General features: G+C 40.0%; 24 protein-coding genes and 1 other RNA gene. 13 read left to right on the top strand and 12 right to left on the bottom strand.

Going from position 1 to position 24,507, the window contains the following annotated elements:
- Window positions 1-202: 202 nt before the first annotated feature.
- The 3 genes from A6733_RS02145 to A6733_RS02135 all read right to left on the bottom strand — a co-directional run bounded on the left by A6733_RS02145 (window position 203) and on the right by A6733_RS02135 (window position 3,599).
- Window positions 203-490: a hypothetical protein gene (locus A6733_RS02145; RefSeq protein ID WP_092401701.1), complete on the bottom strand. Its 288-nt coding sequence runs from the start codon at window positions 488-490 to the stop codon at window positions 203-205.
- A gap of 114 nt (window positions 491-604) precedes the next feature.
- Window positions 605-1,570, bottom strand: a complete 966-nt coding sequence (locus A6733_RS02140; protein WP_176695539.1) for an ATPase, T2SS/T4P/T4SS family — start codon at window positions 1,568-1,570, stop codon at window positions 605-607.
- Window positions 1,571-1,613: 43 nt separating this feature from the next.
- Window positions 1,614-3,599: an EAL domain-containing protein gene (locus tag A6733_RS02135; RefSeq protein ID WP_176696135.1), complete on the bottom strand. Its 1,986-nt coding sequence runs from the start codon at window positions 3,597-3,599 to the stop codon at window positions 1,614-1,616.
- Window positions 3,600-3,781: 182 nt separating this feature from the next.
- On the opposite strand from A6733_RS02135, the gene dnaX reads away from it, so the two are divergent.
- From dnaX to recR, 3 genes are all read left to right on the top strand, one after another.
- Window positions 3,782-5,386: a DNA polymerase III subunit gamma/tau gene (gene dnaX / locus A6733_RS02130; RefSeq protein ID WP_092401711.1), complete on the top strand. Its 1,605-nt coding sequence runs from the start codon at window positions 3,782-3,784 to the stop codon at window positions 5,384-5,386.
- A 102-nt stretch (window positions 5,387-5,488) separates the two neighbouring features.
- Entirely contained in the window at window positions 5,489-5,812 is a 324-nt protein-coding gene (locus tag A6733_RS02125; protein ID WP_092401714.1) for a YbaB/EbfC family nucleoid-associated protein, read from the top strand.
- Between the two features lie 41 nt (window positions 5,813-5,853).
- Window positions 5,854-6,468, top strand: a complete 615-nt coding sequence (gene recR / locus A6733_RS02120) for a recombination mediator RecR (RefSeq protein WP_092411220.1) — start codon at window positions 5,854-5,856, stop codon at window positions 6,466-6,468.
- A 1-nt stretch (window position 6,469) separates the two neighbouring features.
- Here recR and A6733_RS02115 read toward each other — a convergent pair whose 3' ends face one another.
- Window positions 6,470-6,697, bottom strand: a complete 228-nt coding sequence (locus tag A6733_RS02115) for a hypothetical protein (protein ID WP_141663440.1) — start codon at window positions 6,695-6,697, stop codon at window positions 6,470-6,472.
- 249 nt (window positions 6,698-6,946) lie between these two features.
- Between A6733_RS02115 and rplM the strand changes: the two genes are divergently transcribed.
- The 4 genes from rplM to erpA are packed head-to-tail and all read left to right on the top strand — an operon-like array spanning window position 6,947 to window position 8,773.
- On the top strand, window positions 6,947-7,369 hold the full coding sequence (gene rplM / locus A6733_RS02110) for a 50S ribosomal protein L13 (protein WP_092401723.1): 423 nt from the start codon (window positions 6,947-6,949) through the stop codon (window positions 7,367-7,369).
- A 28-nt stretch (window positions 7,370-7,397) separates the two neighbouring features.
- The gene (gene rpsI, locus A6733_RS02105) at window positions 7,398-7,790 is read left to right on the top strand and encodes a 30S ribosomal protein S9 (protein WP_092401726.1); all 393 of its coding nucleotides are present in this window, start codon (window positions 7,398-7,400) and stop codon (window positions 7,788-7,790) included.
- A 1-nt stretch (window position 7,791) separates the two neighbouring features.
- Entirely contained in the window at window positions 7,792-8,415 is a 624-nt protein-coding gene (locus tag A6733_RS02100; protein WP_092401729.1) for a hypothetical protein, read from the top strand.
- A gap of 7 nt (window positions 8,416-8,422) precedes the next feature.
- Window positions 8,423-8,773, top strand: a complete 351-nt coding sequence (gene erpA / locus A6733_RS02095; RefSeq protein WP_092401732.1) for an iron-sulfur cluster insertion protein ErpA — start codon at window positions 8,423-8,425, stop codon at window positions 8,771-8,773.
- Window positions 8,774-8,860: 87 nt separating this feature from the next.
- Here the strand turns inward: erpA and gshA are convergent, their stop codons facing one another.
- Window positions 8,861-10,087: a glutamate--cysteine ligase gene (gshA, locus tag A6733_RS02090; protein ID WP_092401734.1), complete on the bottom strand. Its 1,227-nt coding sequence runs from the start codon at window positions 10,085-10,087 to the stop codon at window positions 8,861-8,863.
- 114 nt (window positions 10,088-10,201) lie between these two features.
- Between gshA and A6733_RS02085 the strand changes: the two genes are divergently transcribed.
- Complete coding sequence (locus A6733_RS02085) at window positions 10,202-11,809, top strand: ABC-F family ATPase (protein ID WP_242641586.1); 1,608 nt, start codon at window positions 10,202-10,204, stop codon at window positions 11,807-11,809.
- A gap of 51 nt (window positions 11,810-11,860) precedes the next feature.
- Here the strand turns inward: A6733_RS02085 and hslU are convergent, their stop codons facing one another.
- Genes hslU through rpiA form a run of 6 tightly spaced genes read right to left on the bottom strand, consistent with a single transcriptional unit; the run spans window position 11,861 to window position 17,233 of the window.
- Entirely contained in the window at window positions 11,861-13,207 is a 1,347-nt protein-coding gene (gene hslU, locus A6733_RS02080; RefSeq protein ID WP_092401740.1) for an ATP-dependent protease ATPase subunit HslU, read from the bottom strand.
- A 39-nt stretch (window positions 13,208-13,246) separates the two neighbouring features.
- Window positions 13,247-13,780: an ATP-dependent protease subunit HslV gene (hslV, locus tag A6733_RS02075; protein ID WP_092401743.1), complete on the bottom strand. Its 534-nt coding sequence runs from the start codon at window positions 13,778-13,780 to the stop codon at window positions 13,247-13,249.
- A 28-nt stretch (window positions 13,781-13,808) separates the two neighbouring features.
- Window positions 13,809-14,708, bottom strand: coding sequence for a phosphoribosylaminoimidazolesuccinocarboxamide synthase (locus tag A6733_RS02070; RefSeq protein ID WP_175330484.1), 900 nt, complete (start codon window positions 14,706-14,708; stop codon window positions 13,809-13,811).
- A gap of 31 nt (window positions 14,709-14,739) precedes the next feature.
- Window positions 14,740-15,774 carry a class II fructose-bisphosphate aldolase gene (fba, locus tag A6733_RS02065; RefSeq protein WP_242641475.1) on the bottom strand — a complete coding sequence of 345 codons (1,035 nt, stop codon included), beginning with the start codon at window positions 15,772-15,774 and terminating at the stop codon, window positions 14,740-14,742.
- Window positions 15,775-15,815: 41 nt separating this feature from the next.
- On the bottom strand, window positions 15,816-16,538 hold the full coding sequence (phoU, locus tag A6733_RS02060; RefSeq protein WP_092401749.1) for a phosphate signaling complex protein PhoU: 723 nt from the start codon (window positions 16,536-16,538) through the stop codon (window positions 15,816-15,818).
- 26 nt (window positions 16,539-16,564) lie between these two features.
- Window positions 16,565-17,233, bottom strand: a complete 669-nt coding sequence (gene rpiA / locus A6733_RS02055) for a ribose-5-phosphate isomerase RpiA (protein ID WP_092401752.1) — start codon at window positions 17,231-17,233, stop codon at window positions 16,565-16,567.
- Window positions 17,234-17,444: 211 nt separating this feature from the next.
- Here rpiA and nadC point away from each other — a divergent pair, with 211 nt between their 5' ends.
- Both nadC and nadA read left to right on the top strand, forming a co-directional pair.
- Window positions 17,445-18,332, top strand: a complete 888-nt coding sequence (nadC, locus tag A6733_RS02050) for a carboxylating nicotinate-nucleotide diphosphorylase (RefSeq protein ID WP_092401755.1) — start codon at window positions 17,445-17,447, stop codon at window positions 18,330-18,332.
- Window positions 18,304-19,317, top strand: coding sequence for a quinolinate synthase NadA (gene nadA, locus A6733_RS02045; protein ID WP_092401758.1), 1,014 nt, complete (start codon window positions 18,304-18,306; stop codon window positions 19,315-19,317). Before nadC ends, nadA begins: the two co-directional genes overlap by 29 nt.
- Window positions 19,318-19,567: 250 nt before the next feature.
- Here nadA and A6733_RS02040 read toward each other — a convergent pair whose 3' ends face one another.
- On the bottom strand, window positions 19,568-20,941 hold the full coding sequence (locus A6733_RS02040; protein ID WP_175330483.1) for a DNA recombination protein RmuC: 1,374 nt from the start codon (window positions 20,939-20,941) through the stop codon (window positions 19,568-19,570).
- Window positions 20,942-20,979: 38 nt separating this feature from the next.
- Between A6733_RS02040 and rnpB the strand changes: the two genes are divergently transcribed.
- The 3 genes from rnpB to pilB all read left to right on the top strand — a co-directional run bounded on the left by rnpB (window position 20,980) and on the right by pilB (window position 24,471).
- Window positions 20,980-21,336: RNase P RNA component class A (gene rnpB, locus A6733_RS02035), an RNA gene on the top strand.
- Window positions 21,337-21,432: 96 nt separating this feature from the next.
- Window positions 21,433-22,746: a CNNM domain-containing protein gene (locus A6733_RS02030; protein WP_092401762.1), complete on the top strand. Its 1,314-nt coding sequence runs from the start codon at window positions 21,433-21,435 to the stop codon at window positions 22,744-22,746.
- Between the two features lie 21 nt (window positions 22,747-22,767).
- Window positions 22,768-24,471 (top strand): type IV-A pilus assembly ATPase PilB, encoded by a 1,704-nt coding sequence (gene pilB, locus A6733_RS02025; RefSeq protein ID WP_092401766.1) that lies wholly within the window; start codon window positions 22,768-22,770, stop codon window positions 24,469-24,471.
- Window positions 24,472-24,507 lie beyond the last annotated feature (36 nt).

The following is a 24,507-nucleotide window of genomic DNA, read 5'->3' as shown; positions in this document are numbered from 1 at the left end:
ATTATTTCAAAGAATTGTTTATCCTGGTTAGTTAGAAATATAACTAATATGTGGAATATGATCGGAAAAATTATGGTAAAACTAAGTCCTAATCCTATAACTGGAGTTAGCCACAAGGAAAAATTAGCTAAACACGCTTTTTTATTGGCGCCTAAAATTGTTATATCATCAACTATAAACTTATGAATAACATTAGATCTTGCTAGCATACGAAATGCTGACCAGTCAAAACACCTACTATGTTATCTAAATTAACTATTGCAACTGCAGAAATGCTAATGCGTAGTATCCTGCTTTTTATCTGATTGCCCCCTTCATCAAGTGCAAGTGCTAATAGCAATCCACCTAAACCAGCAGCAATTGCTATGCCGTAGAATGATGCATCAAATATGTTTTTGTAAGCAGAACATATTTGGTCAGACAGTAGCCCAGCCGTAGAGATTGTAGATTTTGTTAAGAAGGCTATACTAAGATAAAATCTTTTTTTCATGATGATTAGTTTATTGCTATTATTTATTATTAAATCAACTTGGGATTCTATACATCTGTTGCTGACTAACAGTCACAACCAATTCACAGCTTACTGTAGAATTTTTGCCAATTTTTATATTTCTAACAATTGATTACATTTTCCATAAGCATTAATGCTAGTTATTTGATACTTGTTATTTTCTTTTTCTATACTAATTACTTCATTAATAATTGGTGTGCTTGTGCCCCTTTTCATATGAACAATATAATCGATATTGCTACATATCATTCTTTTGATCATACTTGACGACCAGTTATTTGCTTCTCTAGCCCCATAGAGAAGGGTTTCCAGTCTGTAAATAGTGTCCCGTGCCGAATTTGCATGAACTGTGGTGATGTTTCCCTTATGTCCAGTATTGCAAGAATCTAAAAATGCATAAACTTCTTCCCCACGAATTTCACCCACAATTATTCTGTTCGGACAACATCGCAAAGAAAATGATATCAAACTGTTTAGCGTTATTTCATCGTTAGTTATTAATGATATGGAGTTGGAAACTTCAGAAGTTATTTCCACAGTATCCTGTATAAAAACAATACGCTCATAAGGATGAAAAAACTTCGTAAGTGAGCATAGAAAAGATGTCTTTCCACTACCTGTTTCACCAGAAATTATTATGTTTTTTCTATCAGATATAATTTTTTCAAAGCCTGATGAGTTACGATTGAAATTACTGCATGAAATTGGTTCAATAGAAGATGATAAAGTAAAATCTTCCGTAGCATAAGAAGCTTTTTTATGCTTGCGAATCACCATGACTTCATTAGTGTTTGAAATAGGTGGTCTGGCAATGGCTATTCTTAAGTTTTCTAGATCGAAACAATTTATGTGCTTATGAGTTTGCCGCTTTTGCGAAGTAAGAATTGATGATATCGCCCGTACGGATTTGGGATGCAAAGTTCCATCGAACCGCAGCCAGGCGTTTTTACTACAAAACCAAATGGATCTGTCACTGTTTACAGCTATATCTACTATACTGGGATCTTCTAAAAGGGACCATATGGGCCGTAGATACTCTTTAACTATATTTACCGACACAATCTCTACATCAACTATAAAACCAAGTGCACGTCATTATATATCAGTGCATTAAGAAATTTTTGTTAAATTTTTTCTCTATTCCAGATACTAGAGTGCCTTGTATAATGTTTATCCCACAAGATTTGACTATATCCAATTTCTCTTCTGTGTCTATATTATCGGCAATTACCTTTATGTTTAGTGAATTGGCAATCTTTATAATACTGATCATCAAATCTTGAGCGTGCTTATCGGCTGTTTGTTGTATGGTATATCCAGAAATTTTCATATGAGAAATAGGTATGTCAGATATGATAGAGAAGAAATCAGCGCTTAGATGTACCCTGTCAAGTCCAATTTTGTTTAATATGTTGTTTTTCCTTAAGTTATTAGTAAATTCTAGAATCTCTTCCTTTTTTCGTACAAACATATTTTCTGTGAACTCGAAAAAAATGATGCTGCAGCATTCCGTTTTGGATTTAAGTAATGAAATTATTCTCATCATATTATCAGTACTTTCCAATACTGCTTTTGACAGATTGATATGAAAGTATATATCTTTACAAACGGATTTTTTCCACAATCGTTCTATGACACCAATAGATTTTTCAACAATCATATGATCAAGATCGAACAATCTGTTATTTTCATCAGCGATACTAAGTAACTCTGATGGGAAGAGAGTTCTATCTCCAAGTGTTGAACGGCAAAAAATTTCATATCCCGTGACCGTTTTTTTGTTTATATCCGCTCTTACAATGGGCTGACTTTCAAGGTATATGAGTTCGTTGCTTATAATAGAGTCCAATTCGCTGGCACTTACCGAATTGGGAGTTTGTGTGCCGCTGTTTGGTGGCTGTATATAATAAATTATTTCACATGATTGAATTTTTTCTTCTTCTGTTATTTTTTTCAAAAATTTGTGAGTGCTTTGTTCTATAAAAATAGAAAAACTTATGTGATGTTCCCAACTGAAAATAGCAATGGCAATTCTTGGAACTACAGTGTCAGTCCCGTTTTCTAGCATATCTAATAATTTCTTTTGAATTTCAACTGCTATATATTTTGCATTCTTATCATTAACTACTACTGCTATTATAGTGTTGAGAGGTCTGCCCTGGAGATATTGCTCTTTGTCTAAACAGCAGTCTTTTATTATGCTACTAACTGATACTATCATCTCATCCGTTTTTTTTATACCGTACTCCCTGTTAAGTTCCTCAAGGTTTATCATGCTAACCAGAAGCATGTACCAGTCGTTTTTGTTTGTGCTGCTGTTGCATAATAGCTTTTCTACTTCCTCTTTCATTCCTGACTTATTGTACAAGTTTGTAACTTTATCCATGTAGATTTGTCGTTGGAAGTATCTCGCTAACATCACCTCGGCTGCTGTTATTTTTGATAATCTATTAGATAAATTGTTTACCGATATAATAATCTTTTTTAGTTCAGTTGTTTTGACTAATTCATTTATTTTTGTAAACTGCTTTGTTCCAATTTTATCTATGTTTAAATAAAGATCGCTCAGTGGTTTTAGAAGTTTGTATATCATGACTCTTAATATTATGAAGCAGAATATACATGCTATGCATAGGCTGATGATGCATGAAATAAATAAATACCAAAGGTAGCGATACGCGAATAATGGGTAAGCCAAGACGTCTATATCGTAGCCATTTACTGTAAGTTGAGTATGTTTGTTGCTTGTCAAATTATTTTTTTCTGGGGATTGTCTCAGGCTGTTAATGAACCACTTAGGAATCCCTGTGGGCCTGACATTGGTGTGTTGTGATATTATTATGTTTCCATCGTGGTCGAAAATCGTAATATCTCTGTAAAGCCCTGTTTCTAGGAGGGCGTTGGTGATGTCTGCTATTTTGTCTTTGTCGTTAGAGCGTAGTATCTCTCCTAGAGTGTTTTGCAGTATCAGCAAGCTTTCTTTGGAGTTTTTCCTAATTTCATTTTGAGCACCCTCAGAAGCTGAGTAGATAAGTGATGAAAATAAAAAAATAGTAATGACAAAAAACAATATCGAGCAGCCAATCATTACTTGCTTCGTAAGAGTCATGCTGTGCTTTCCTACGCATTTTCTTTTTGCTTATAAAAAAACAATTATGTACTAGAATAACCCTTTTCCAATTTATATGTTCTCATGGTGGCACAGCCGATGTTTGACAACCATGTTATTGTTGCTGATTAATTACTACAAATTTAGGAGATGTTTACCACATGGAGTACAGTACAGTTCTGGCACGCAAATATCGTCCTAGATCATTTAATGATGTAGTGGGACAGGAACATGTTTTGCAGGCGCTGAGAAATAGCTTGAATCAAAATCGTCTTCATCAGGCTTACTTATTTACTGGTACCCGTGGTGTAGGAAAAACCACTATAGCCAGAATTTTGGCTAAAGCACTAAATTGTGATAGAGGTGTTTCCGATTCTCCGTGTTGTTGTTGCCCTTCGTGTAAGTTTATTGACAATGGATCGTTTGTGGACCTGTTGGAGCTGGACGCAGCTACACATACCAAGGTTGATGATATGCGTCAGCTTCTAGACAAGGTTGTGTATCCACCAGTTTCTGGTCGTTTCAAGTTATATGTAATTGATGAGGTTCATATGCTGTCCAATTCTGCCTTCAATGCCATGTTGAAGACTTTAGAGGAGCCTCCGCATTATCTTAAGTTTATTTTTGCTACTACAGATCCACAAAAAATTCCATTGGTAGTTTTGTCGCGTTGTCTAAGCTTTTCTTTGCGTTGTTTACCCAGAAAGCAGATATATGATCGCATGGAATTCATTTTGCAAAAAGAATCAATATCATATGATAACGAAGGGCTATCCATCATATCTGGTGTAGCCGCTGGGAGCCTACGAGATGCATTATCTATTCTAGATCAGTCAATTGCCTATGGTGCTGGTGTTGTTTCAGCTGAATCTGTACGTGCCATGCTTGGTGTGGCAGACTTTGGGAAGGTTATTGATCTTATGGAGATGCTTGCTGCATCGGATATTAAGAAGGCTTTGCTATATGGACGTGAAATGCTCATACAAGGGGCTCTACTAAATAACATTTACTCCGGATTAATGAAACTCTTTCATCAAATGGCAGTCCTTCACGTAGTCCCTGATGATGTAACAATAGATGATGCCTATCGTGAGAGAATATTAGTATTGATAAAGCAATATGATCCTGAGGATGTGCAATTGCTATATCAAACGGCACTATTGGCAATCCAGGACATGAAGTCTTATTTGGATCCTTTTGTACTGTTAGATATGCTATTGATTAGGATTTACGCTTTTGTTCCCCAGGAATGCGCTTATAGAAAAGATGAGGTTCTGTCCCCACCTAGTACAAAAAGGATAGATTTTTCTAATAACGAGTATTTGTCACTTGTCGAGAGCAATATTACTCGTCATGATTTCGAGCATAGTGGTCCGCGTTCTCAGAATGACTGGGATCTTCTTCTGTCTAAGGTAGAGTTCGATGGGATGGTACGCCAATTTGTAGACAACTGTACCTGGTGTTTTTCTGAAGGAGACAAGTGGGTGGTTCAGCCTAACAAGATGTCGAAAACCTTGTTTCCGTTTGTTCAGAAGAGGTTGGACCGTGACATATCTAGATTAATGGGGAGACCTATTAGGGTTATTCTGTCTGAGGTTGGTGACGTAGATAATTCTATTGCCAGCCATAGAAAAGAAAAGAGCAATTTTGATTACCAGGAGGCAGTTGACTCTTTGAATAGAGACGAGAATATTGCTGAGATAGTTAGCTCTTTGGATGGCGAAATAGATGCCGTAAGTGTAAAGGTTGTTGATTTGGAGTCTTGAGCCTTTTGTGGATTGTGTGTCAGGACTTTTTTGTGGGGGCAGTGCGTTTTGGCTTGTGCTGTGTTAGCTAGGAGTTTTTAATTTTCCAAGGGAGAAATAAACATGAAGGGACAGCTGGCTGTTCTGATGGAACAGGCCCAACAAATGCAGGAAAATTTGAAAAATATGCAAGATGAACTCGGCGGCGTAGAAGTTAGCGGAGAAGCTGGAGAGGGTTTGGTCAAGATTGTTATGACCTGTAGATACACTATGAAGAGTATCAGAATAAAGAAACGAGCTCTAGTTGATGTTGATGTTTTGGAATCATTGGTTTTGGCAGCTTATAACGATGCATTCAAGAAGATTGAGAAAGCTGTACAAGAGAAAATGGGGGCGTTGACTGCTGGTGTCAAGTTGCCTACCGATGTTTTTAAGATGTCTCTGTAGCTTGTGGTACCATCCCGGTTGGGTTTTTTCTGGGCGAGTGCATGTCCTGCATTGATGAATTAGTGGATGCTTTTCGCTGTTTGCCTGGTGTTAGTTCCCGCATGGCTAGGCGTTTTGCTTTCCACCTGCTGCATCGGGATCGGGTGGCTGCTAAGCGTATGTCTGATGCTATTTCGCAGGCGTTGGATAAGGTGGTTTTTTGTTCATTATGCAACGCGTTTGCGGAGTCGGTGGTTTGCGCAATTTGTTGTTCCTCTAGTCGTGATTGTACTAAGTTGTGTGTTGTGTCCTCTGCTGCTGATATGTATTCTATCGAGCAAACAAGAGTGTATGGTGGTCTTTATTTTATTTTGTCTGGACAAGTTTCTCCACTGGATGATCTCTCTCCCCAACAATCTTGTTTCGACAAGCTTGTTGGCCGATTATGCGAAGGGCGGATTAAGGAGCTGATTTTGGCCACGGGCTTTACTCCCGAGGGAGAGGCAACGGCTTTTTTAGTTTCCAAAGTGGCTATGGAAAGAGGAGTTTCTGTCTCCAGGATATCGCGAGGCTTGCCTGCCGGTAGCGAGATAGAGTACTCCGATCAAATTTCAGTTGGTCAATCGATTATGGACAGGGTAATAGTTTACTCTCCGCCCGATTGTAGCGTTTCTTAAGTTACATTGTTGTGTCTCGTAGTAGCAACTTAAGTTTTTTTTCTATCGCGGTAGTTAGTACTCCTCGTATGAACGATTGCATTGAAAGGGGGGTATTTGCAGATATGAACCTCAGCTTTTCTAGCTCGCATTCAGACAGCCGCAGATTAAACTGCTCCGTTTTTTTGTCTTCCCTTTTTCCATCCCAAGGAAGGCGGTTCCTTTGATTGGATTTTCTGGTATGCGTCACTTTGGTGCTTTTGCCCAACATGTTGGTACTAGATGTAGAGTAGTTATTTTTCTTCATCTGGTGTTTCCGTACTTTCCTTTTAACTGTGTAGAACGGCAAATACTATACATGTCATCATATCATTTTCGGATAAATTAGGTACTAATACGTCGCTGCTATTTTTTTATTTCAAAAAAATAGCCATAATTTGTTGACTAGGTGCTTCTAATACTGTGTAATCTCACATTTTGTGGTCTAAGCGAGAGGGTGATGAGGACCTGTTCTGCAAAGCTGAAGGATATTAAGCGTCGTTGGATACTCGTTGATGCTTCCGGAAAGGTACTTGGTCGTTTGGCAAGTGACTGTGCGTGTATGTTGAGGGGGAAGAATCGAGTCGAGTATACACCGCATCTAGACACTGGTGACTTTTTGGTAATTGTTAACGCTAGTAAAATTGTTGTTACTGGTCGTAAGGCTACACAGAAGAAGTATTATCGCCACTCTGGGTATCCAGGGGGTCTTCGCGAGCGTACTTTTTCAGAGATGATGGGTATTGATGCCAGTAGGGTTATACTGTTGGCCATTCGTGGTATGTTGCCCAAGGGTCCTCTTGGTAGGGACATGCTGCGTAAATGCAGGATTTATAATGGCTCTGATCATCCACATGTAGCTCAGCAGCCACAAACTTTATGAGACGTAACTTGGGGGCATTTGAAAGCAGATGGTAGGTGACTATTATTACGGTACAGGAAGGCGTAAGTGTTCTGTGGCTCGTGTTTTCGTTAAGATGGGTACTGGGAAGGTTAGTGTTAATGGGCTGCCTCTTGCTAGTTACTTTTCTCGTGAGACAGGCCGTGTGGTTGCTCGTCAACCTCTGGTTTTGGTTGGTCTCGATGGAACGTTTGATGTTAAGGTTACCGTACGTGGTGGTGGTGAGTATGGACAAGCTGGTGCCATACGCCACGGTTTGTCGCGTGCGCTAGTTGAATATGACCCGTCTTTGAAGCCCAAATTGTACTCTGCTGGCTTTATTACAAGAGATGCTCGTGAAGTTGAGCGCAAAAAGGTTGGCCTTCACAAAGCTAGAAGACGTAAACAGTTTTCTAAACGGTAAGATGAAAAATGCTTCTTGGAAGGTAGTTCTTAGGGTCCTGGTTGTATTTTTTTTTCTTCTCTGTTTTTTCTTTTTTTCTTACAGATTGGGCTTCCGTTCCGCACGTGGCGTTTCTGCTCATGGGGACCTGTTGCTGGGTAGGGATTACCTTGTTAGGGCTTTGTCTGATGATGTTGATCGCCTTAAGCAGGAAAATTTGCTTCTCAGGGAACGTCTAGAGTTGTACTCAATTTTGGGCGGAGTGGTTGCTCCACGGTCTTCTTTGATTAGTATTTCTAATTTTCGTGTGCAATATGACGGTGCTTCCTACTTTTATTATGCGCTAATCTCCGTTGGTGGTGCTGCAAGGGAAAGACTGTTTTCCTTGGGCTTTTCTATAGAGTGTGAGTGGCTACTGCCTGATGGATCGAAAGTTCGAGATGCCTGCTCCACCTTCGGATCAGTTAATTTTCGTTACTTTTCTGAGGTTTCTGGTATGTTGGAGCCCAAGGCTAAGCATGCTACCGACACGTTGTTGCGTGCCTTTTTAATAGTAAAGGATAAATACTCTACAGCTAAGAAGACGGCTGTATTCAACAGTGGTCGCGAAGTGAGATTGCTCCCCGTAAATCCCAAAAAAGGATGAGTGTCTTATGAGTGATGAATCTGCTTTTGTTCCGGTGATAAATTTTTCTGACTCTGCTGCATCTAGAGTTAAGGAGCTGATGGATGAGGAATCTAATCCTGATTTGAAGCTACGTGTTTTTATCACAGGTGGAGGGTGCTCTGGCTTTCAATATGGCTTCATTTTCGATGAGGTCATAAATGACGATGACTTCATTCTTGAGAAGGAGGGAGTGTTGTTGCTTGTAGATTCTATGAGCTATCAATATCTTCAAGGCGCAGATATTGACTACGTTGATGATCTTGAAGGGGCTCAGTTTACAATTAAAAATCCCAATGCTAAAACTACCTGTGGGTGTGGTTCATCGTTTTCCATATAACTTGGTACGCGTACAATACGCCCAGCTGATTTGAGTAAAACGCAAGTTGTAACGTAGCATAGTGCCTTCAGTTGGCTCGTCATGGGTTCATTCGCTATCAGGTGTTGCTTCGTGTATGTTTTCTTCAGCAACTGCTAACATGGCTAACCTGACCGGTATACTTAGTACATAGTGATGTTGGTTGTTTATGTCGTATTTCATAGGGACGAATGTAGAGCCTACAGAGTTTAAACTTTCTCGTTCGTTTTTTTTGTGATGCGTGCGTATGAATCCACCTACAACCTTATCTTTAATGGCATATATTGTATTTTCTGCCACCTGATTGTTAACTTTTTCTGCAGAGTGTATGCCCTCCTGTAAAATAAAATTCCTGATAATAGCTCCACCTTTTACACTAGTTAATTTTTTTCTCTTACTGCGATTTATTTCTAGTGCCTCTTTATCGCTTTCGACAGTTATTACACCCATGCCATACGTACCAGGATCTGTTTTAATAACGACAAATGCCTTCTTATCTATATTGCGTTTTTGATACTCCTGATATGCATGCTCTAAAATTTGAGCCACCTTGAGCACCATGTCGCTACGTGCTGTGTCGTCCTTTAGTATGTTGGAAGGGCAAATATCTATTTCACTAGTTAAGTGCCATGGATCTATTCCAATATCTTCACCGAACGAATTAGCAATTAGGTTGTAGTTTTTTAAATGTAAGTATTTGCTTCTATTAAACCAACCTCCTAATATGGGGGGACTAACCTTTCGTGTTCGTGCAAGATGCGCTAATTCTGGTGGTACACCGCCAGACAAATCATTGTTAAGTAATATGAAGCACTGACCTAATAATGAATTAATCTCCTCTATTTGTAGAGAGTTTATTACAACGCTTTTGTTGTTACCCAATGGTATCTCGGTATTGGAATTTTTTGCTGTCGATGTGTTGACAATATATGTGTTAAGCCCGGCCATTTTTATCAACTTATTGAGGGAGTAGATATTTTCCAAGTAGGCTCTGTTTCTGGTATGATCCTCAGTCACTATTAGGACTGCTTGTTCTTTGGCTTCGTGTTCCAAAGCAGATTTGAGTGCGTCCGCACACAGCTGCCAGTTGTATTGATGGATATTGTTGAATCCAGCTGGGAATAGGTTCGTGTCTATGACTGCAATTTTTGATCCAGAGTGCCTTATGTCTACCGAACAGTAGATAGGTAGTTTCTCTCCCGGAAGTCTTGTTGTGAACCAATCCTCTATAGAGTTTCTTCTGTCCCATAGCATTCTTTGTACTTGGGATAGTGCTTGGTTGCTTACATATGTCATGGATTAACCTGTAAAATGACTATCCCTACAAGGATATCATTGCTTTTGTGGCCGTGCTGTAAGATATGCTTTTGGGAGCAGGTTTCTTCTTATTTTTTAGGGAAAGGTATTAGTGTGCCGCTGATTGCGTCAGGTGTAACAGTTCAATTTGGTGCGAAGCCGCTGTTTGAGAATGTTTCCGTAAAACTCGGAGAGGGTAATAGATACGGCTTGATTGGTGCTAACGGTTCCGGTAAATCCACCTTTATGAAAGTCTTGGGTGGCTTGCTTGATCCGACTCGGGGTGAGGTATCGCATGGACAGCATGAGAGAGTTAGTATTTTACGACAGGATCAGTTTGCTTTTGATGATCAAAAAGTTATCGATGTAGTTGTGCAAGGACATGAAGAGTTGTGGGCAGTTATGAATGAAAAGGATGCCATATACTCTTCCCCAGACTCTACAGATGATGATTATATACGTGCTGGTAATTTAGAAGCACGTTTTGCTGAGTTAGACGGGTACACAGCCAACGCTCGTGCTGCAGAACTTCTGTCTGGCGTTGGTATTGTTATAGAAGATCATGAAAAGGAAATGAAGGAGATTGCTCCTGGGTTTAAGCTGCGCATTTTGTTGGCTCAGGCGTTATTTGCTGATCCAGATATACTTTTGCTAGATGAACCAACGAATAACTTAGATATTTACACCATTAAATGGTTGGAGGACGTGTTAAACACGCGCCAATCAACCATGGTTATTATTTCTCATGACCGACATTTTTTGAATGCTGTTTGCACACATATTGCTGATTTAGATTATAGAACTATAAGGGTGTACCCAGGAAATTATGATGACTATATGGAAGCCTCTACTCTGGCTCGCACCCAGCAACTGTCAGAGCAGGCACGAGCAAAGGAAAAGATTACTCAATTACAGGAATTTGTGAGGAGATTTTCTGCTAACAAATCAAAATCAAAACAGGCTACATCGCGTCTCAAACAAATTGAAAAGATTAAAGTAGAAGATGTTAAACCTTCTTCACGCCAAAATCCATTCATACGTTTTGAAGTTGGCAAAACTATGCATAGGACGGTGTTGGAAGTTAGATCATTGTCTAAAAGTTTTTCAGATAACTATTTGTTTGGAGGTTTCGGGGCAAATGTACACGCAGGAGAGAAAATCGCGATTGTAGGTACAAATGGTGTTGGTAAGAGTACTTTGCTTAAGATATTGGTCGGCGATTTGGTACCAGACAGCGGGACTGTATCTTGGTCAAATCAAACTAATTTAGGTTACTACCCCCAAGACCATGGTGATATTTTTCAGAAAGACATTACTCTTTTTGAATGGGTAATGTCATATAAGCCTGAAAAAGAAGATGATCAGATAGTGCGTGCTACCTTGGGTAAACTTTTATTTTCTGGTGATGATGTTCATAAAAAGGTTGGAGTTTTGTCCGGTGGTGAAAGAGGAAGGGCCCTGTATGGGCGCTTGATGCTAACCAAGCCAAATGTGCTGTTGCTAGATGAGCCGACTAACCACATGGATATGGAATCTATAGAGTCACTAAATTATGCATTGGAGCTTTATACAGGTACAGTAATATTTGTATCCCACGATCGCCAATTCATATCCTCCGTTGCAACTCGCATATGGGCATTTTCTAATAATAAAATAAAGGACTACTTGGGGACATATGACGAATATGTGGATTCTGTGGAGAACAGTGCAGTTACGAACTGAGAGCAAAAGTAGCTGGTGGGAGACACCAGCTACCTTGATAGGAGTAAGCTACTATATTATGTACTGCTGGAAGTCTTCTCCTTCCTTGAGGTCAGATAGATGCTCTGATACGTACTTGGAATCTATGTTTTTTTCTTTTTCTATACTCTCAGAACCGAGGAACGAAATATCCTCCAACATCTTTTCTACTACGGTGTACAAGCGGCGTGCGCCTATATTCTCTACAGATTCATTCATGTCATATGCTATTTCAGAAATTTTTCGTACACCATCCTCAGTAAAATGCAGATCCACACCCTCTGTCTTAAGCAAGGCTACGTACTGTTTGGTAAGACAGTTGTTGGTCTGAGATAATATCTGCACAAAGTCATCAACCGTGAGCTTTTCTAACTCAACCTGCACAGGGAAACGACCCTGTAACTCCGGTATCATGTCGGAGGGTTTTGATAAGTGAAAAGCTCCACTGGCAATAAACAAAATATGATCCGTCTTAATCATTCCATACTTTGTAGTCACAATGGTACCCTCAACCAATGGTAGAAGATCACGCTGCACACCCTGCCTCGATACATCAGCATTTTGTGTAGCGTTGCGGATAGTGATCTTATCAATCTCATCTATGAAAACTATGCCGTTATGCTCTACATTATAAAGAGCATCTTTCTTAACTTCCTCCTCGTTTACAAGACGTCCAGCCTCTTCATCAGCCAACAACTTACGAGCCTCGCTAACCTTCATTTTTCTGCGTTTTTTCTGCTGACTCACAACAGACTGGAACATACTTTGTATCTGGCCAGTCAACTCCTCCATTCCCGGAGGAGCGAATATCTCCATTGCCTGATTATTGCCAGACAGCTCAAGCTCAATATCCTCATTGTCCAGTTCGTTATTACGAAGCTTTTCTAGCCACTCCTTTTCAGAGAGCTCAGACTGCTTCTTTTGCTCCTCATCTTCAAAATCAGCTATGTCATAAGAAGCCCTGGCAGATGCTATTAGGATTGACAAAATCTTCTTTTCCGCAGCTTCTGTCGCTCTTATGTTATTCTTTATGATAGTACGCTCGCGTTCCTGCTTTATGGCAACTTCCACTAGATCACGTATTATGGTCTCCACGTCACGACCAACGTAACCTACCTCAGTGAATTTTGTTGCCTCGACTTTGATGAACGGGGCCCCAGACATTTTTGCCAAACGACGAGCTATCTCTGTTTTACCTACCCCAGTCGGCCCTATCATCAGGATGTTCTTGGGCGTGATTTCTTGACGAAGTGGGTCCGGTACCTGTTGCCTGCGCCAGCGCGACCTTAAAGCCACAGCAACAGCACGCTTGGCTTTTTGTTGACCAACAATATGCTTATCCAGCTCTTGAACAATTTCGCTTGGCTTCATTGAAGACATACATACAGTCCTATTTTCAAGTAACAGTTACAATTTTTACTAAAGTTTTTCTATGGTGTGGTGCTGGTTCGTGTATATACACAAATCCCCAGCAATACCAAGAGAAATACTTACTATTTTCTCTACATCATATTCCGTGTGTTCTAATAGGGCACGAGCAGCAGAGTGGGCAAAATTACCGCCACTGCCGATGGCTATTATGCCGTACTCCGGTTCTAGTACGTCCCCTGTTCCAGTTATGATGACAGAGTTCTCCTTGCTTGCTACAGCTAACATAGCTTCCAATTTGCGCAATCCACCATCACTACGCCAATCTTTAGCCAATTGGACAGCAGATCGCATAAGATGACCCTGGTGTTTTTTCAGCATAGCTTCGAAGCGCTCAAATAGGGCAAAAGCATCGGCGGTTGCTCCAGCAAACCCCGCCAGGACACGACCATGATAAAGTCGACGAATCTTATTTGCAGATCCCTTAATCACACTGCTTCCTAAAGTAACCTGACCATCTCCGCCGATGCAAACACTATCCCCTCTACGAACAGAAACAATAGTCGTTCCATGAAATTGTTCCATAACAACCTTTACGAATAAGTTTTTAAGGTTAAACGGCACGATATCCCAATATTAATCCATGTACCTCATCATAACGTCTGCGAAGCTCATCAATAACGTAACTGGGGACGTCCGGCAACTCCTGGCAATCCGGATGATACGACATTTTTCGCCAGTAGTCGCGAATATACTGCTTATCAAGGGAAAAAGGAGTATCACTGCCATTGATAATGCTATCACGCCTCCAGTACCTTGATGAATCAGGTGTTAAAAGTTCATCCATTATGTAGAGAGTACCGTCTTTATCTAAGCCGAATTCCATTTTAGTATCTACCAGTATAAGCTCTTTATCCAGGGCATAGTCATATGCCAGCTTGTATATGTCGATTGATATACTACGCATTTTTTCAGCTATGTCTTTTCCCACAAGATTTGCTACATAGTCAAAAGAGCAGATTTGGTCATGACCACTATTTGAGGCCTTGATGAAAGGAGTCCAGATAGGCTCAAGTAGAGGTTTTGAAGGAACGATACCCGGAGGAAGAGAGATATCACTAACTTTTCCCGTCCTTTTGTAATCATTCCAGCCGCTTCCAGCTAAATGCCCCCTAACTACTGACTCTATCGGAATTGGCGTTAGACGCTTAACCACAACAGCACGTCTATGTATCGCCCTCCTATCCTCTTCCATAGAGACTATAGATTCGGGATCAACGGGAAGCAAATGGTGCGGAACAACATGACCTATCTTGCTAAACCAAAAGTTAGATATATCAGTTAGTATAATTCCTTTACCAGGAACTGGGTAACGAAAAACTCTATCAAAAGCAGATAATCGATCACTAGTTACCATTAACAAGGAGTCACTATTTATTGCATATAGATCTCTGACTTTACCTCTGTTTACAATAGCAAGACCGGATAGGTGGGTTTCGTAAACATTATTCACTAAGAAGATTTTCCTTCGGTTCCAGTTGTTCTTACAAGTATCTAGAAGCCATTTCTTCAAAGGATGTTTCTCGTATTTTGCTAGCCATGCCAGCACATCCAAAACTTTCATAGCGGTTACAACATACTTTCTCAGCACCAACTATGGCTTCCTTTAAATAAACTCTAGGATCAAAATTTTCAGGATTTTTATAAAGAGACATTCTAATACCAGCAGTCATAGCTAACCTGATGTCCGTGTCGATGTTTATCTTACGAACACCATTTTTTATAGCTATAACAATTTGTTCAACAGGTACACCATATGTTTCAGGTATTGTGCCGCCAAAGGAACGAATCTCATCCAAAAGTTCCTGAGGGACTGAAGAAGCACCGTGCATTACCAAGTGTGTGTTAGGAATACGTTTATGGATATCCTTTATACGTTCAATGTCCAAGATATCGTTGGTTGGTTTTCTAGTGAACTTGTACGCCCCATGAGATGTGCCAATAGCAATTGCTAATGCATCTATGCCAGTTTTGTCAACAAAGTCAGCTGCCTGATTAGGATCAGTTAGAAGATCCTCTCCTTTAATGATTCCTTCTGCTCCTATACCATCTTCACTGCCAGCAGTTCCCGTTTCAAGTGAGCCTAAACAACCAAGCTCTCCTTCTACTGTTATTCCAACAGCATGAGCGAATTCCACAACCTTCCTAGTCACTTCCACGTTATATTCGTAGCTTGCTGGAGTTTTTCCATCCTCACGCAAAGATCCATCCATCATCACAGAGCTGAATCCCATACGTATGGCTCCCATGCAAACTGCAGGTGTTTGTCCATGATCTTGATGAATAGCAACAGGTATTTTGTGGTAAGCCTGAATGGCAGATTCAAATAAGTACTTCAAAAAAATCTCTCCGGCATATTTTCTTGCGCCGGCAGATGCTTGTAGTATGACAGGGCTGTTGGTTTTAGCAGCAGCTCGCATAATTGCCTGTATTTGTTCTAAATTGTTCACGTTGAACGCCGGAATGCCATACTGGAACTCTGCTGCATGATCCAACAGCACCTTCATTGGCAATAACATAGTAATAAACTCCTACTGAAAGAACGGGTACCTTGGCAATTCTAACTCATGTCGTCCAGTTCAATCTCGTCATCTGGCTCAATTATTTGTACATGACGAATATCACGACCTTCCACAATGTAAATTATGTACTCGGCCATGTTTTTGGCATGATCGCCAATTCTCTCTATGGCCTTAGCTATTAACAGAATTTCCATCGCATTGGAAATATATCTGGTGTCTTCTAGCATGAAAGTTACAAGTTGCCTAATTATTCCACGAAACTCTCTATCTACACGCTTGTCTTCACGGGCGATGGTAAATACCATTTTTGTATCTAAAGATGCAAACGCATCCATAGAAAGGGCTATCATGCCTAGAGCAATCTCCGCTGATGGTCTTAGTCCAACTTTGGGTAATGGAAGCTGCTTTTCTTCTTGTCTGAGTATCACAAGCCGAGCTTTAAGAGCTATTTTTTTTGCTTCATCACCTATTCTCTCCAGGTCTGTAACCATCTTCGCCGCTGCCATTACGTACCTAAGGTCGTTTGCCTTAGGTTGCCGTCGGGCAATGATTTGGCTACATTCCTCGTCTATTTCTACGTGTATGTTATTGACTACGGAGTCGGTGTCTACTACCTTGTTGAGCTTTTCCAAATCTGCATCTGCAAAGCCGGAAATTGCATCAGCTATTTGCTCTTGTACCAAGCGACCCATCTCTAGTATTCTCTGGCGTAACTTAGTTAGTTCCGCATCGAATTGTTTATTGACGTGATGGCTATCCATGGATAGCAGGGCCCTCCTAGGTTAATCTATGTGTGGATTATGGAAACACTATCAGGGTACGACAGTATAACTATGTGAGCCCTGTTTTTTGCAAATATACCGCAGCATACAACTCCCATTATCTGTGACAGCTTGGACTCCCATTCAGTTGCACTGTCTATAGGTAAGTCAAAAACATCTATAAGATCATTGCCATAATCCGTCTTCTCGGTTTCCCTCCAACGAGGAGATCCACCCATTTTAACAATCTCGCGAGATACATAGGAACGCGCAATTGAAATTACCTCAAGTGTAACAGGAGACTGACCTCTTCCCAAAAATGATACTTTTTTTGAGTAATCCGCGATGCAAATAAAAGTACGAGCCAATTGAGATACTATTTTTTCTCCAGTTAAGGCTCCACCACCACCTTTGAGCATGAATCCATTTTCCATGACTTCATCTGCACCATCAATGTAGTAATCTAATTCTGATACACTGTTGGGGCTTGTGACAGGTAGATTGGCTATTTCCAGATTTTTTCTAGTTCTAACAGAGCTCGGGACAACCCCAGACACTTCTAGCCCAGATTTGTTAAGTAATTCAATGAAGAAGTCGACCGTAGATCCCGTGCCTACGCCAATTGTGCAATTCTTTCCTATTATTTCTAGGACTGCTGTTGCTGCCTGTTGTTTGAGGTAATCTTTATCGTTCAAGAAATTTGTTCCAGGTCTTCAAATCACCCCCTGCATTGTAGCACGGTATTAAGTTGCTAAATGTGGACTTTTGGCCTTCATTAAAGGCGCGTTCTGTGTATTGCTACCTAAATATTGGTATATAGGTGTGTAGTTTGGATAGAGCAGTAACAATTTTGTGGTGACATTTGCCCGTATAGGATACCGTATCTAGTTTTTGGTCCATGCTGTTATGAAAAGATTCCCATTTTCTCATGAAATACATAATCAAGTGTCTTTGGCATTAATGGAGGACTGGGGCTCAGAAGGGGATTTGACCTCGATATTAGTTTCTAGTAGTTCTGTTGTTTGCGTGGAGCTTATTGTTAATGAGCATGCTACCTTGTGCGGGCAGCAATGGTTTGACACTTCTTTTTTTCAGGTTGATCCTTCAGTGAGGGTTAAGTGGTTCTTTAATGACGGCGATACCATACTTCCAGGGACAATAGTTGCTGAAGTTTGTGGCTGTGCTCGGTCAGTTTTTTCTACGGAGCGGGTTGCTTTGAATTTTTTACAGATGCTTAGTGGTGTGGCCACAAGAACATCTAAATTTGTGTCCCTTGTCAAACACACTAAATGCCAAATACTAGACTCTAGAAAGACTATACCAGGCCTTAGATTGGCGCAGAAGTACGCTGTTCGTTGTGGGGGAGGGGAAAACCATCGCTCGGGTTTGTACGATATGATACTAATTAAGGACAATCATATTAATGCAGTTGGCGGTGTTACGGAAGCATATAATAGAATAAAAAAGGAGCATAGGTTTCATTCATCTGGTTTGTTTCCAGTAATGATTGAGGTTGATACTTTAGAACAATTAAGGGAAGCCTTGAGCTGCGGTATAGATATGATTATGTTAGATAATATGGAGCTTTCTTGTGTTCGTGAAGCAGTAAAAATTAACGATGGGAGAGCTGTTCTCGAGGTGTCTGGGGGCATTACTGAAAATACGGTGTCTTCTTATGCTGAAACAGGTGTGGATCGTATATCTATAGGTGCTTTGACTAAGTCAATTGTTGCCGTTGATTTTTCTTTACAAGTTCGGGTTAGCCATGTCAATTCCTCTGCGACTACTAGATGATTACCCTGATAAGGTAGCCTTGAAGGAACATTGTCGCGATTTACTAAAAAAGAGCAATGCTGTGTTGGTTGTTCACTATTATGTTGATGGTGATTTACAGGATTTGGCCGAGGAAACTGGCGGTTGCGTTTCTGATTCTTTGGAGATGGCTCGTTTTGGGCGCGACCATCCTGCCGATACCTTAGTGGTTGCTGGGGTGCGTTTTATGGCAGAAACTGCCAAAATTTTATCGTATAACAAGAGGATTTTAACTCTCAGTAAGGAGGCGACCTGCAGCCTGGATGAGGGTTGCCCACCTGACGAGTTCAAGTTGTTTTGCGAGAAATACAGTGATCACACAATTGTCTGTTATACGAATACTAGTGCTGCAGTAAAGTCTATGTGTGATTGGACTGTAACTTCCTCAATAGCTGAACTAGTTATTAAACATTTGCATTCCCAAAACAAGAAGATAGTTTTTGCTCCTGATTGGCACTTAGGACGTAATATATCCGAACGAACTGGTATTAATATGGTTATATGGAATGCTTCCTGTGTTGTACATGACGAATTTCAACTTTTAGAGCTGCAAAAGATGAAAAATGAGGAGCCAGACGTCAAGATATTGGTACATCCTGAATCTCCCACTGGTGTTGTGTCTTTAGCTGATTGCGTTGGATCAACAACGCAGTTGTTGTCTTACGCTCGTGATACAAGTGCTAAGAAAATGATAGTTGCTACTGATGCTGGGTTGCTATATAAAATGAGAGCACAAAATCCTGAGAAGATTTTTATTCCTGCTCCTACTTCGCGAGAAAATCGTCCATGCACGGTCTGTGCACATTGTCCATGGATGGCTATGAATAGTCTTTCTTTATTGGCTAGTGCCTTGGAGAAGGGTCAGCCGGAGATTTTTTTGGATGAAGAAATTGCACGGAGGGCGATTTTACCCATAGAACGAATGCTGAGCTTTGGAGCCAGTGTAGGATTAGTTGCTAGTAGGTGATTTTTATACCACGTTTTGTTGGGTGGGGATAGAGTAGAAATTTCTTTCATTATAACAAGATATCAATAATATTCTTAGTTACATTGTGTGCTGGGGTTGTGTTTTCCGGTTTGTTGAGTTACCACTGTCACCAGAGCTATATTGTTGCCCAAATTATTATTGTCGCCTAGATTTGTTGTAAAAGTAGGGTCTGATAGAGATGTTATCGCTAAAATAAGACCACAGACATGTGCAATGATATGTTTTGGGCCTAAGTTGTTTTTTCATTTATTGAGGCAACATCTATACAGTCCTCATGAGCACGGTTGATATGATTTTGATTCATACTTTTACGTGGTTCTATTCCCATGTTTTTCATTTTTTCTATATGAGATATCAAATTTCCTCTGCCCCTGTATAACCTGTTCATCATAGTTTCATGGCATTTAGATAGGGATTGAATTTTTTGTTCCATTTCATCTACAGATTCTATAAAGTTGACACATTTATCATACAGTTGTGCTCCATGTTGCGCAATTTCTAAGGCATTTTTATTTTGTTGTTCGTGTTTCCAAAGTAGGCTAACAGTTTTTAAAATAGGAATAAGAGTGGACGGACTGGCAAGAGCTATTCTTTTTTGGGATGCATTTTCTAAAAGCGATGGTTCTTTTGTAAGTGCTGCTATAAAAGCTGGCTCTATAGGTATGAGCAATATTACAAAACTTAATGTTTCCACTTCCTTAAGTTTGTCGTAATGTTTTTGCGACAGATTTTTTATGTGTTGCTTTATACACTGCACGTGTTGATTTATAAAATGAGAGCTATTATCCTCATCCTCAAGTGATTTTTGATAACTTATTAGCGATACCTTAGAGTCTATTACTATATGCTTGTTATCGGGAAGGTATACTATAGTGTCTGGCCGTAGATACTCATTTTCTTCATTTTTTAGCGATACTTGAGTTTTATATTCGTATGACTTCCTAAGTCCTGATGATGTAAGAATGTTTTCTAAAATCATTTCTCCCCAATTTCCCTGTACTTTATTATTTCCCTTCAGGGCTGTAGCTAGGTTTTGCGCATCCTTGCTTACAGATATTGTTGCCTCAAATAGTCGATTAATTTCTTGCTGTAGTGCGTAGCGTTGCTTATTTTCCTTATGATATGCCTCACTAATGTACTGTTCGAGCGCAGTTATTTTTTGTTGCAAGGGATTTATATAGCCAACAATATTTTTCTCATTAGCAGATGATAGTTCTTGCCTCGACTCTTTCATAACAGATTGCGCTACCAAAGTCATGTGATCTTGTAAGTATTGTTTAGTAGAAGATAGTGCTAGTTTAGTTTCCTCTGATAGTTTTTTTTGGCAATCCAGCTCTGCAGTTAGCTGGGCATTTTTTAATTGTAACTGCTGCTCGGTAGACGTGTGTTTTACAATTTGCTCTCTACAAAATGAAAGCTCTTTTTGAATGCTTTCAACTTTAGACTTCAGATTTGATATTTCTAAGCTCCTAGATTCATATCCTTCTTTGTAGAATTTTTTTTGTCCGAATAGCACAGTTATTGCTACCGAGATTGCGATACAGGAAAGAGATAGGATGATAACAAGCATAAAATTTGTCCATAAAAGAGAGTTTATTCTCATTGGTATATATCCTATCATTTGGTACACTCGCACTGGGAGAAGACAGTTGGGCAACCGCTCTTGGTGTTTTTTACTAAGGGAGGAAAGTCCGGGCTCCACAGAGTAAAGAGCCGGCTAATGGCCGGGCGTTGTGAAACGACGGAAAGTGCAACAGAAAATAAACCGCCTCTTACCTTTTTTAGGTTAGGGGTAAGGGTGAAATGGTGGGGTAAGAGCTCACCGCCTTGGTGGTAACATTCAAGGGCAAGGCAAACCCCTCTTGGAGCAAGACCAAATAGACAGGCGCTGAGGTTACTCGCTGAGCTTGTGGGTAGGTTGCTTGAGGTGGTTAGCAATAACCATCCTAGATGTATGGTTGTCCTAGACAGAACCCGGCTTATAGATTGTCTTTTCCCTGCTGTATTGGATAGGAATTATATATTCCTGCTGTAGTTTGCTATACTGCCAAGTCTTTTATTTGTGTGCTTACAAAATATACCTAAAAAGGCAATATGCTTTCCGACTCTTATGGTGCTCAAATAGTTTTTCTTGCCGCTCTGCTCATAATATCTGGTTTTTTTTCCATGGCTGAAACTAGTATGATGTCCGTTAATCGTTATCGCCTTGAAGCACTGTCTGAGAGGGGAGACAGAGGAGCCATTCGTACCATAAAGTTGTTATCGCAGGTTGATTATTTGCTTGGAACCATATTGCTTGGAAACAATTTGGCCAATGCAGCCGTAGCAACAATAGTAGCTAAGATAAGCCTGGCTATTTTTGGACAAAAACAGTTTGTGCTGGGTATGACGACAGTTTTTTCTGCCTTTGTAATACTTGTTTTTGCTGAAATTATACCTAAGGTTATCGGTAACAGGTTCGCTAATTACATTGCTGTTAGAATTAGTTTTTTTATCCTCTTGTTCTTTCAATTATTTTTCCCAATTATTTATATCACTAGGGTTATTTCTAGAACCTTCTTGGCAATTTTTGATGCACTGACTTTTTTTAAAGGTAGTTCTGACAATCACGTAAAGACTAGAGGTACAGAGGTTGGAGGGGAACTTAAGGTTTTTTTAATGGAGTATTCCAGTCTTATTGTTTCTGAACATAGGGACATGCTTCTTAATTTAGCGACTTTGAGTGAGGTTACAGTAGAAGATTTAATGGTTGCTCGCCGTAATATTGAAGATATTGATATTTCTCAGCCCATAGAAACCATAATGAAGAAGGTAACCACAGCCCTTCATTCCCGTCTTCCGGTGTACAGAGGTAACTATCAAGAGATTATAGGTGTATTGCCAGTTAAGAGAATTTTGAGTCTATGGCCAAGAGAGCCGGTTACGGATGAAAAAATAATAGAACTCACACAAAGGGCAAGTTTTGTTCCTCGCAGTAATTCAGCTTTGGACCAATTGCGTTTTTTTATTGAGACTCATGAACGCTTTGCCATAGTAGTTGATGAGTATGGTGAAGTCTTGGGAATCTTGACCGCTGATGATATTGTTGATGAAATTATGGGCAAACTTAGTGCTAATCCCATGCCGTTGGGTCAGCCAGTTACATGGGGTAAAGATAATTCTGTTATCGTGGACGGTGCTGTTCGTTTGAGGGAGTTGAATCGGCGATTGTTATTATCTTTTCCATTGGATGGTGCAAAAACCTTGAATGGGTGGATTCTTTCACAGTTGAAGGATTTACCTGAGGGTGATGTCTCCATCAGGATTGGCGATGTTGTTGTTGAGACGATTCAGGTATCTGATAAATACGTTAGATTGGCAAGGTTAAGACTAATTAGTGACGATAAAAAAAGATGTTCAGTGACATAAATATTTGTGGAACGGTGATCCATGGAAAGATTGTCTGGGTTAGCTAAGAGCTTTATAAATAAAAAAATTATTAGTAAGTCCGATGCCATTGAGGCTACAAAAAATGCTGAAAAAGAAGGTAATACTTTTATTCATCAGGTTGTGGTGTCTAATGCAGATATTTCTTCTCAAGTTGCATCGTTTCTGTCAAGCCTAGGGTATCCACTTTTTGATATTAGTAGCTTTAACAGAGAGAAAATTTCAAATGATTTGCTAGAGATGAATTGTTTTAAGGACCAGAATAAATGCTTTCCGCTAGTTGTTCGTGATGGTCAATTGTTGTTAGCAGTGTATGACCCTACAGACTATCAATTTATAAAGGATGTTGCTTTTCAGACTACCTATAGGATTTACATAGTGGTAGTTGAGTATTGGAAATTGCAAGATTTTTTCTCACTTTGTGCTAGCAATCGTGGTACTGCTGTTTCTAGCCAAGAGGCCATTGATCTGCTTTCTCAGGTATCAGGTGCTCAAGATTCGTCAAATAATAATGCGACATCATCTGTGTCTGTTGATGTTGACGAGGCTCCAGTAGTACGGTTTATTCAAAAAGTTATTACGAATGCTATTTCACAGGGAGCGTCTGATATTCACTTTGAACCTTACAAGGAGTTCTATCGGGTTCGTTTTCGTAGAGATGGGGTGTTGAAGGAAGTTGCTACTCCCCCTTTCGCTGTAAAGGATTCTATTTCTTCTAGGATAAAGGTCATTTCTAGATTGGATATTTCTGAGAAGCGCTTGCCACAGGATGGGCGCTCTAGGATAGTCTTGGGTGATTCTAAAGAAGTTGACATGCGGATAAGCATATTGCCTACTTTGCATGGTGAAAAGATAGTAATTCGTATTCTTGATTCGTCAAATGCTTCTTTAGGTATTGATGCCTTAGGGTATGAGCCACCTCAAAGGGATATATTGTTGGAGGCTATTCATCGTCCTTATGGCATGGTTTTGGTTACAGGTCCTACGGGAAGTGGTAAGACGGTATCCTTATATACATGTCTTAATATTCTTAATACTGATGATGTAAATATTTCAACTGCAGAGGATCCGGCAGAAATTAATTTAAGAGGCGTTAATCAGGTAAATGTAGACAATAAGATTGGGTTGACATTCGCCTCGGCTTTGAAGTCATTTTTGCGACAAGATCCCGATATAATCATGGTTGGTGAGATTCGTGATATAGAAACGGCTGAGGTGGCTATTAAAGCAGCTCAAACTGGGCACTTGGTTTTATCTACGCTACATACTAACGATGCACCAAGTACTCTTACGCGCCTTATTAATATAGGAATACCTACGTACAATATCGCTTCCACAGTTCATTTGATTACTGCACAGAGGCTTGTGAGGAAACTTTGTGAATTTTGTAAGGATATTGTTGATATTCCTAAGGAAGTTTTGTTAAATGCAGGTTTTTTGGAGTCAGAACTTGATGGGTTGCAGGTATATCAACCGAAGGGATGTGACAAATGCACTGGCTCTGGGTATAAGGGAAGAACTGGTGTATATCAAGTCATGCCTGTTTCTCCCGCTATAGAGGAAATTATCTTAAAGGGCGGAGGTACTTCCGAGATTGCTGGGCAAGCAAAATTGGATGGAATAAATGATTTGCGTCGTTCAGGCCTGCTTAAGGTTTCTCGTGGTGAAACATCACTGGAGGAGATTTTGAGCTCCACAAACGCCTAAAAATGAAGGCACTAAAAATTATTAGGGTGGATGTAT

This window comes from Candidatus Ichthyocystis sparus (assembly GCF_900078745.1).
In the GTDB taxonomy this organism is placed as follows: Bacteria; Pseudomonadota; Gammaproteobacteria; order Burkholderiales; family 2013Ark19i; genus Ichthyocystis; species Ichthyocystis sparus.
The sequence above is the reverse complement of the archived record's forward strand: the minus strand, read 5'-3'. Positions and strand labels throughout refer to the sequence as shown.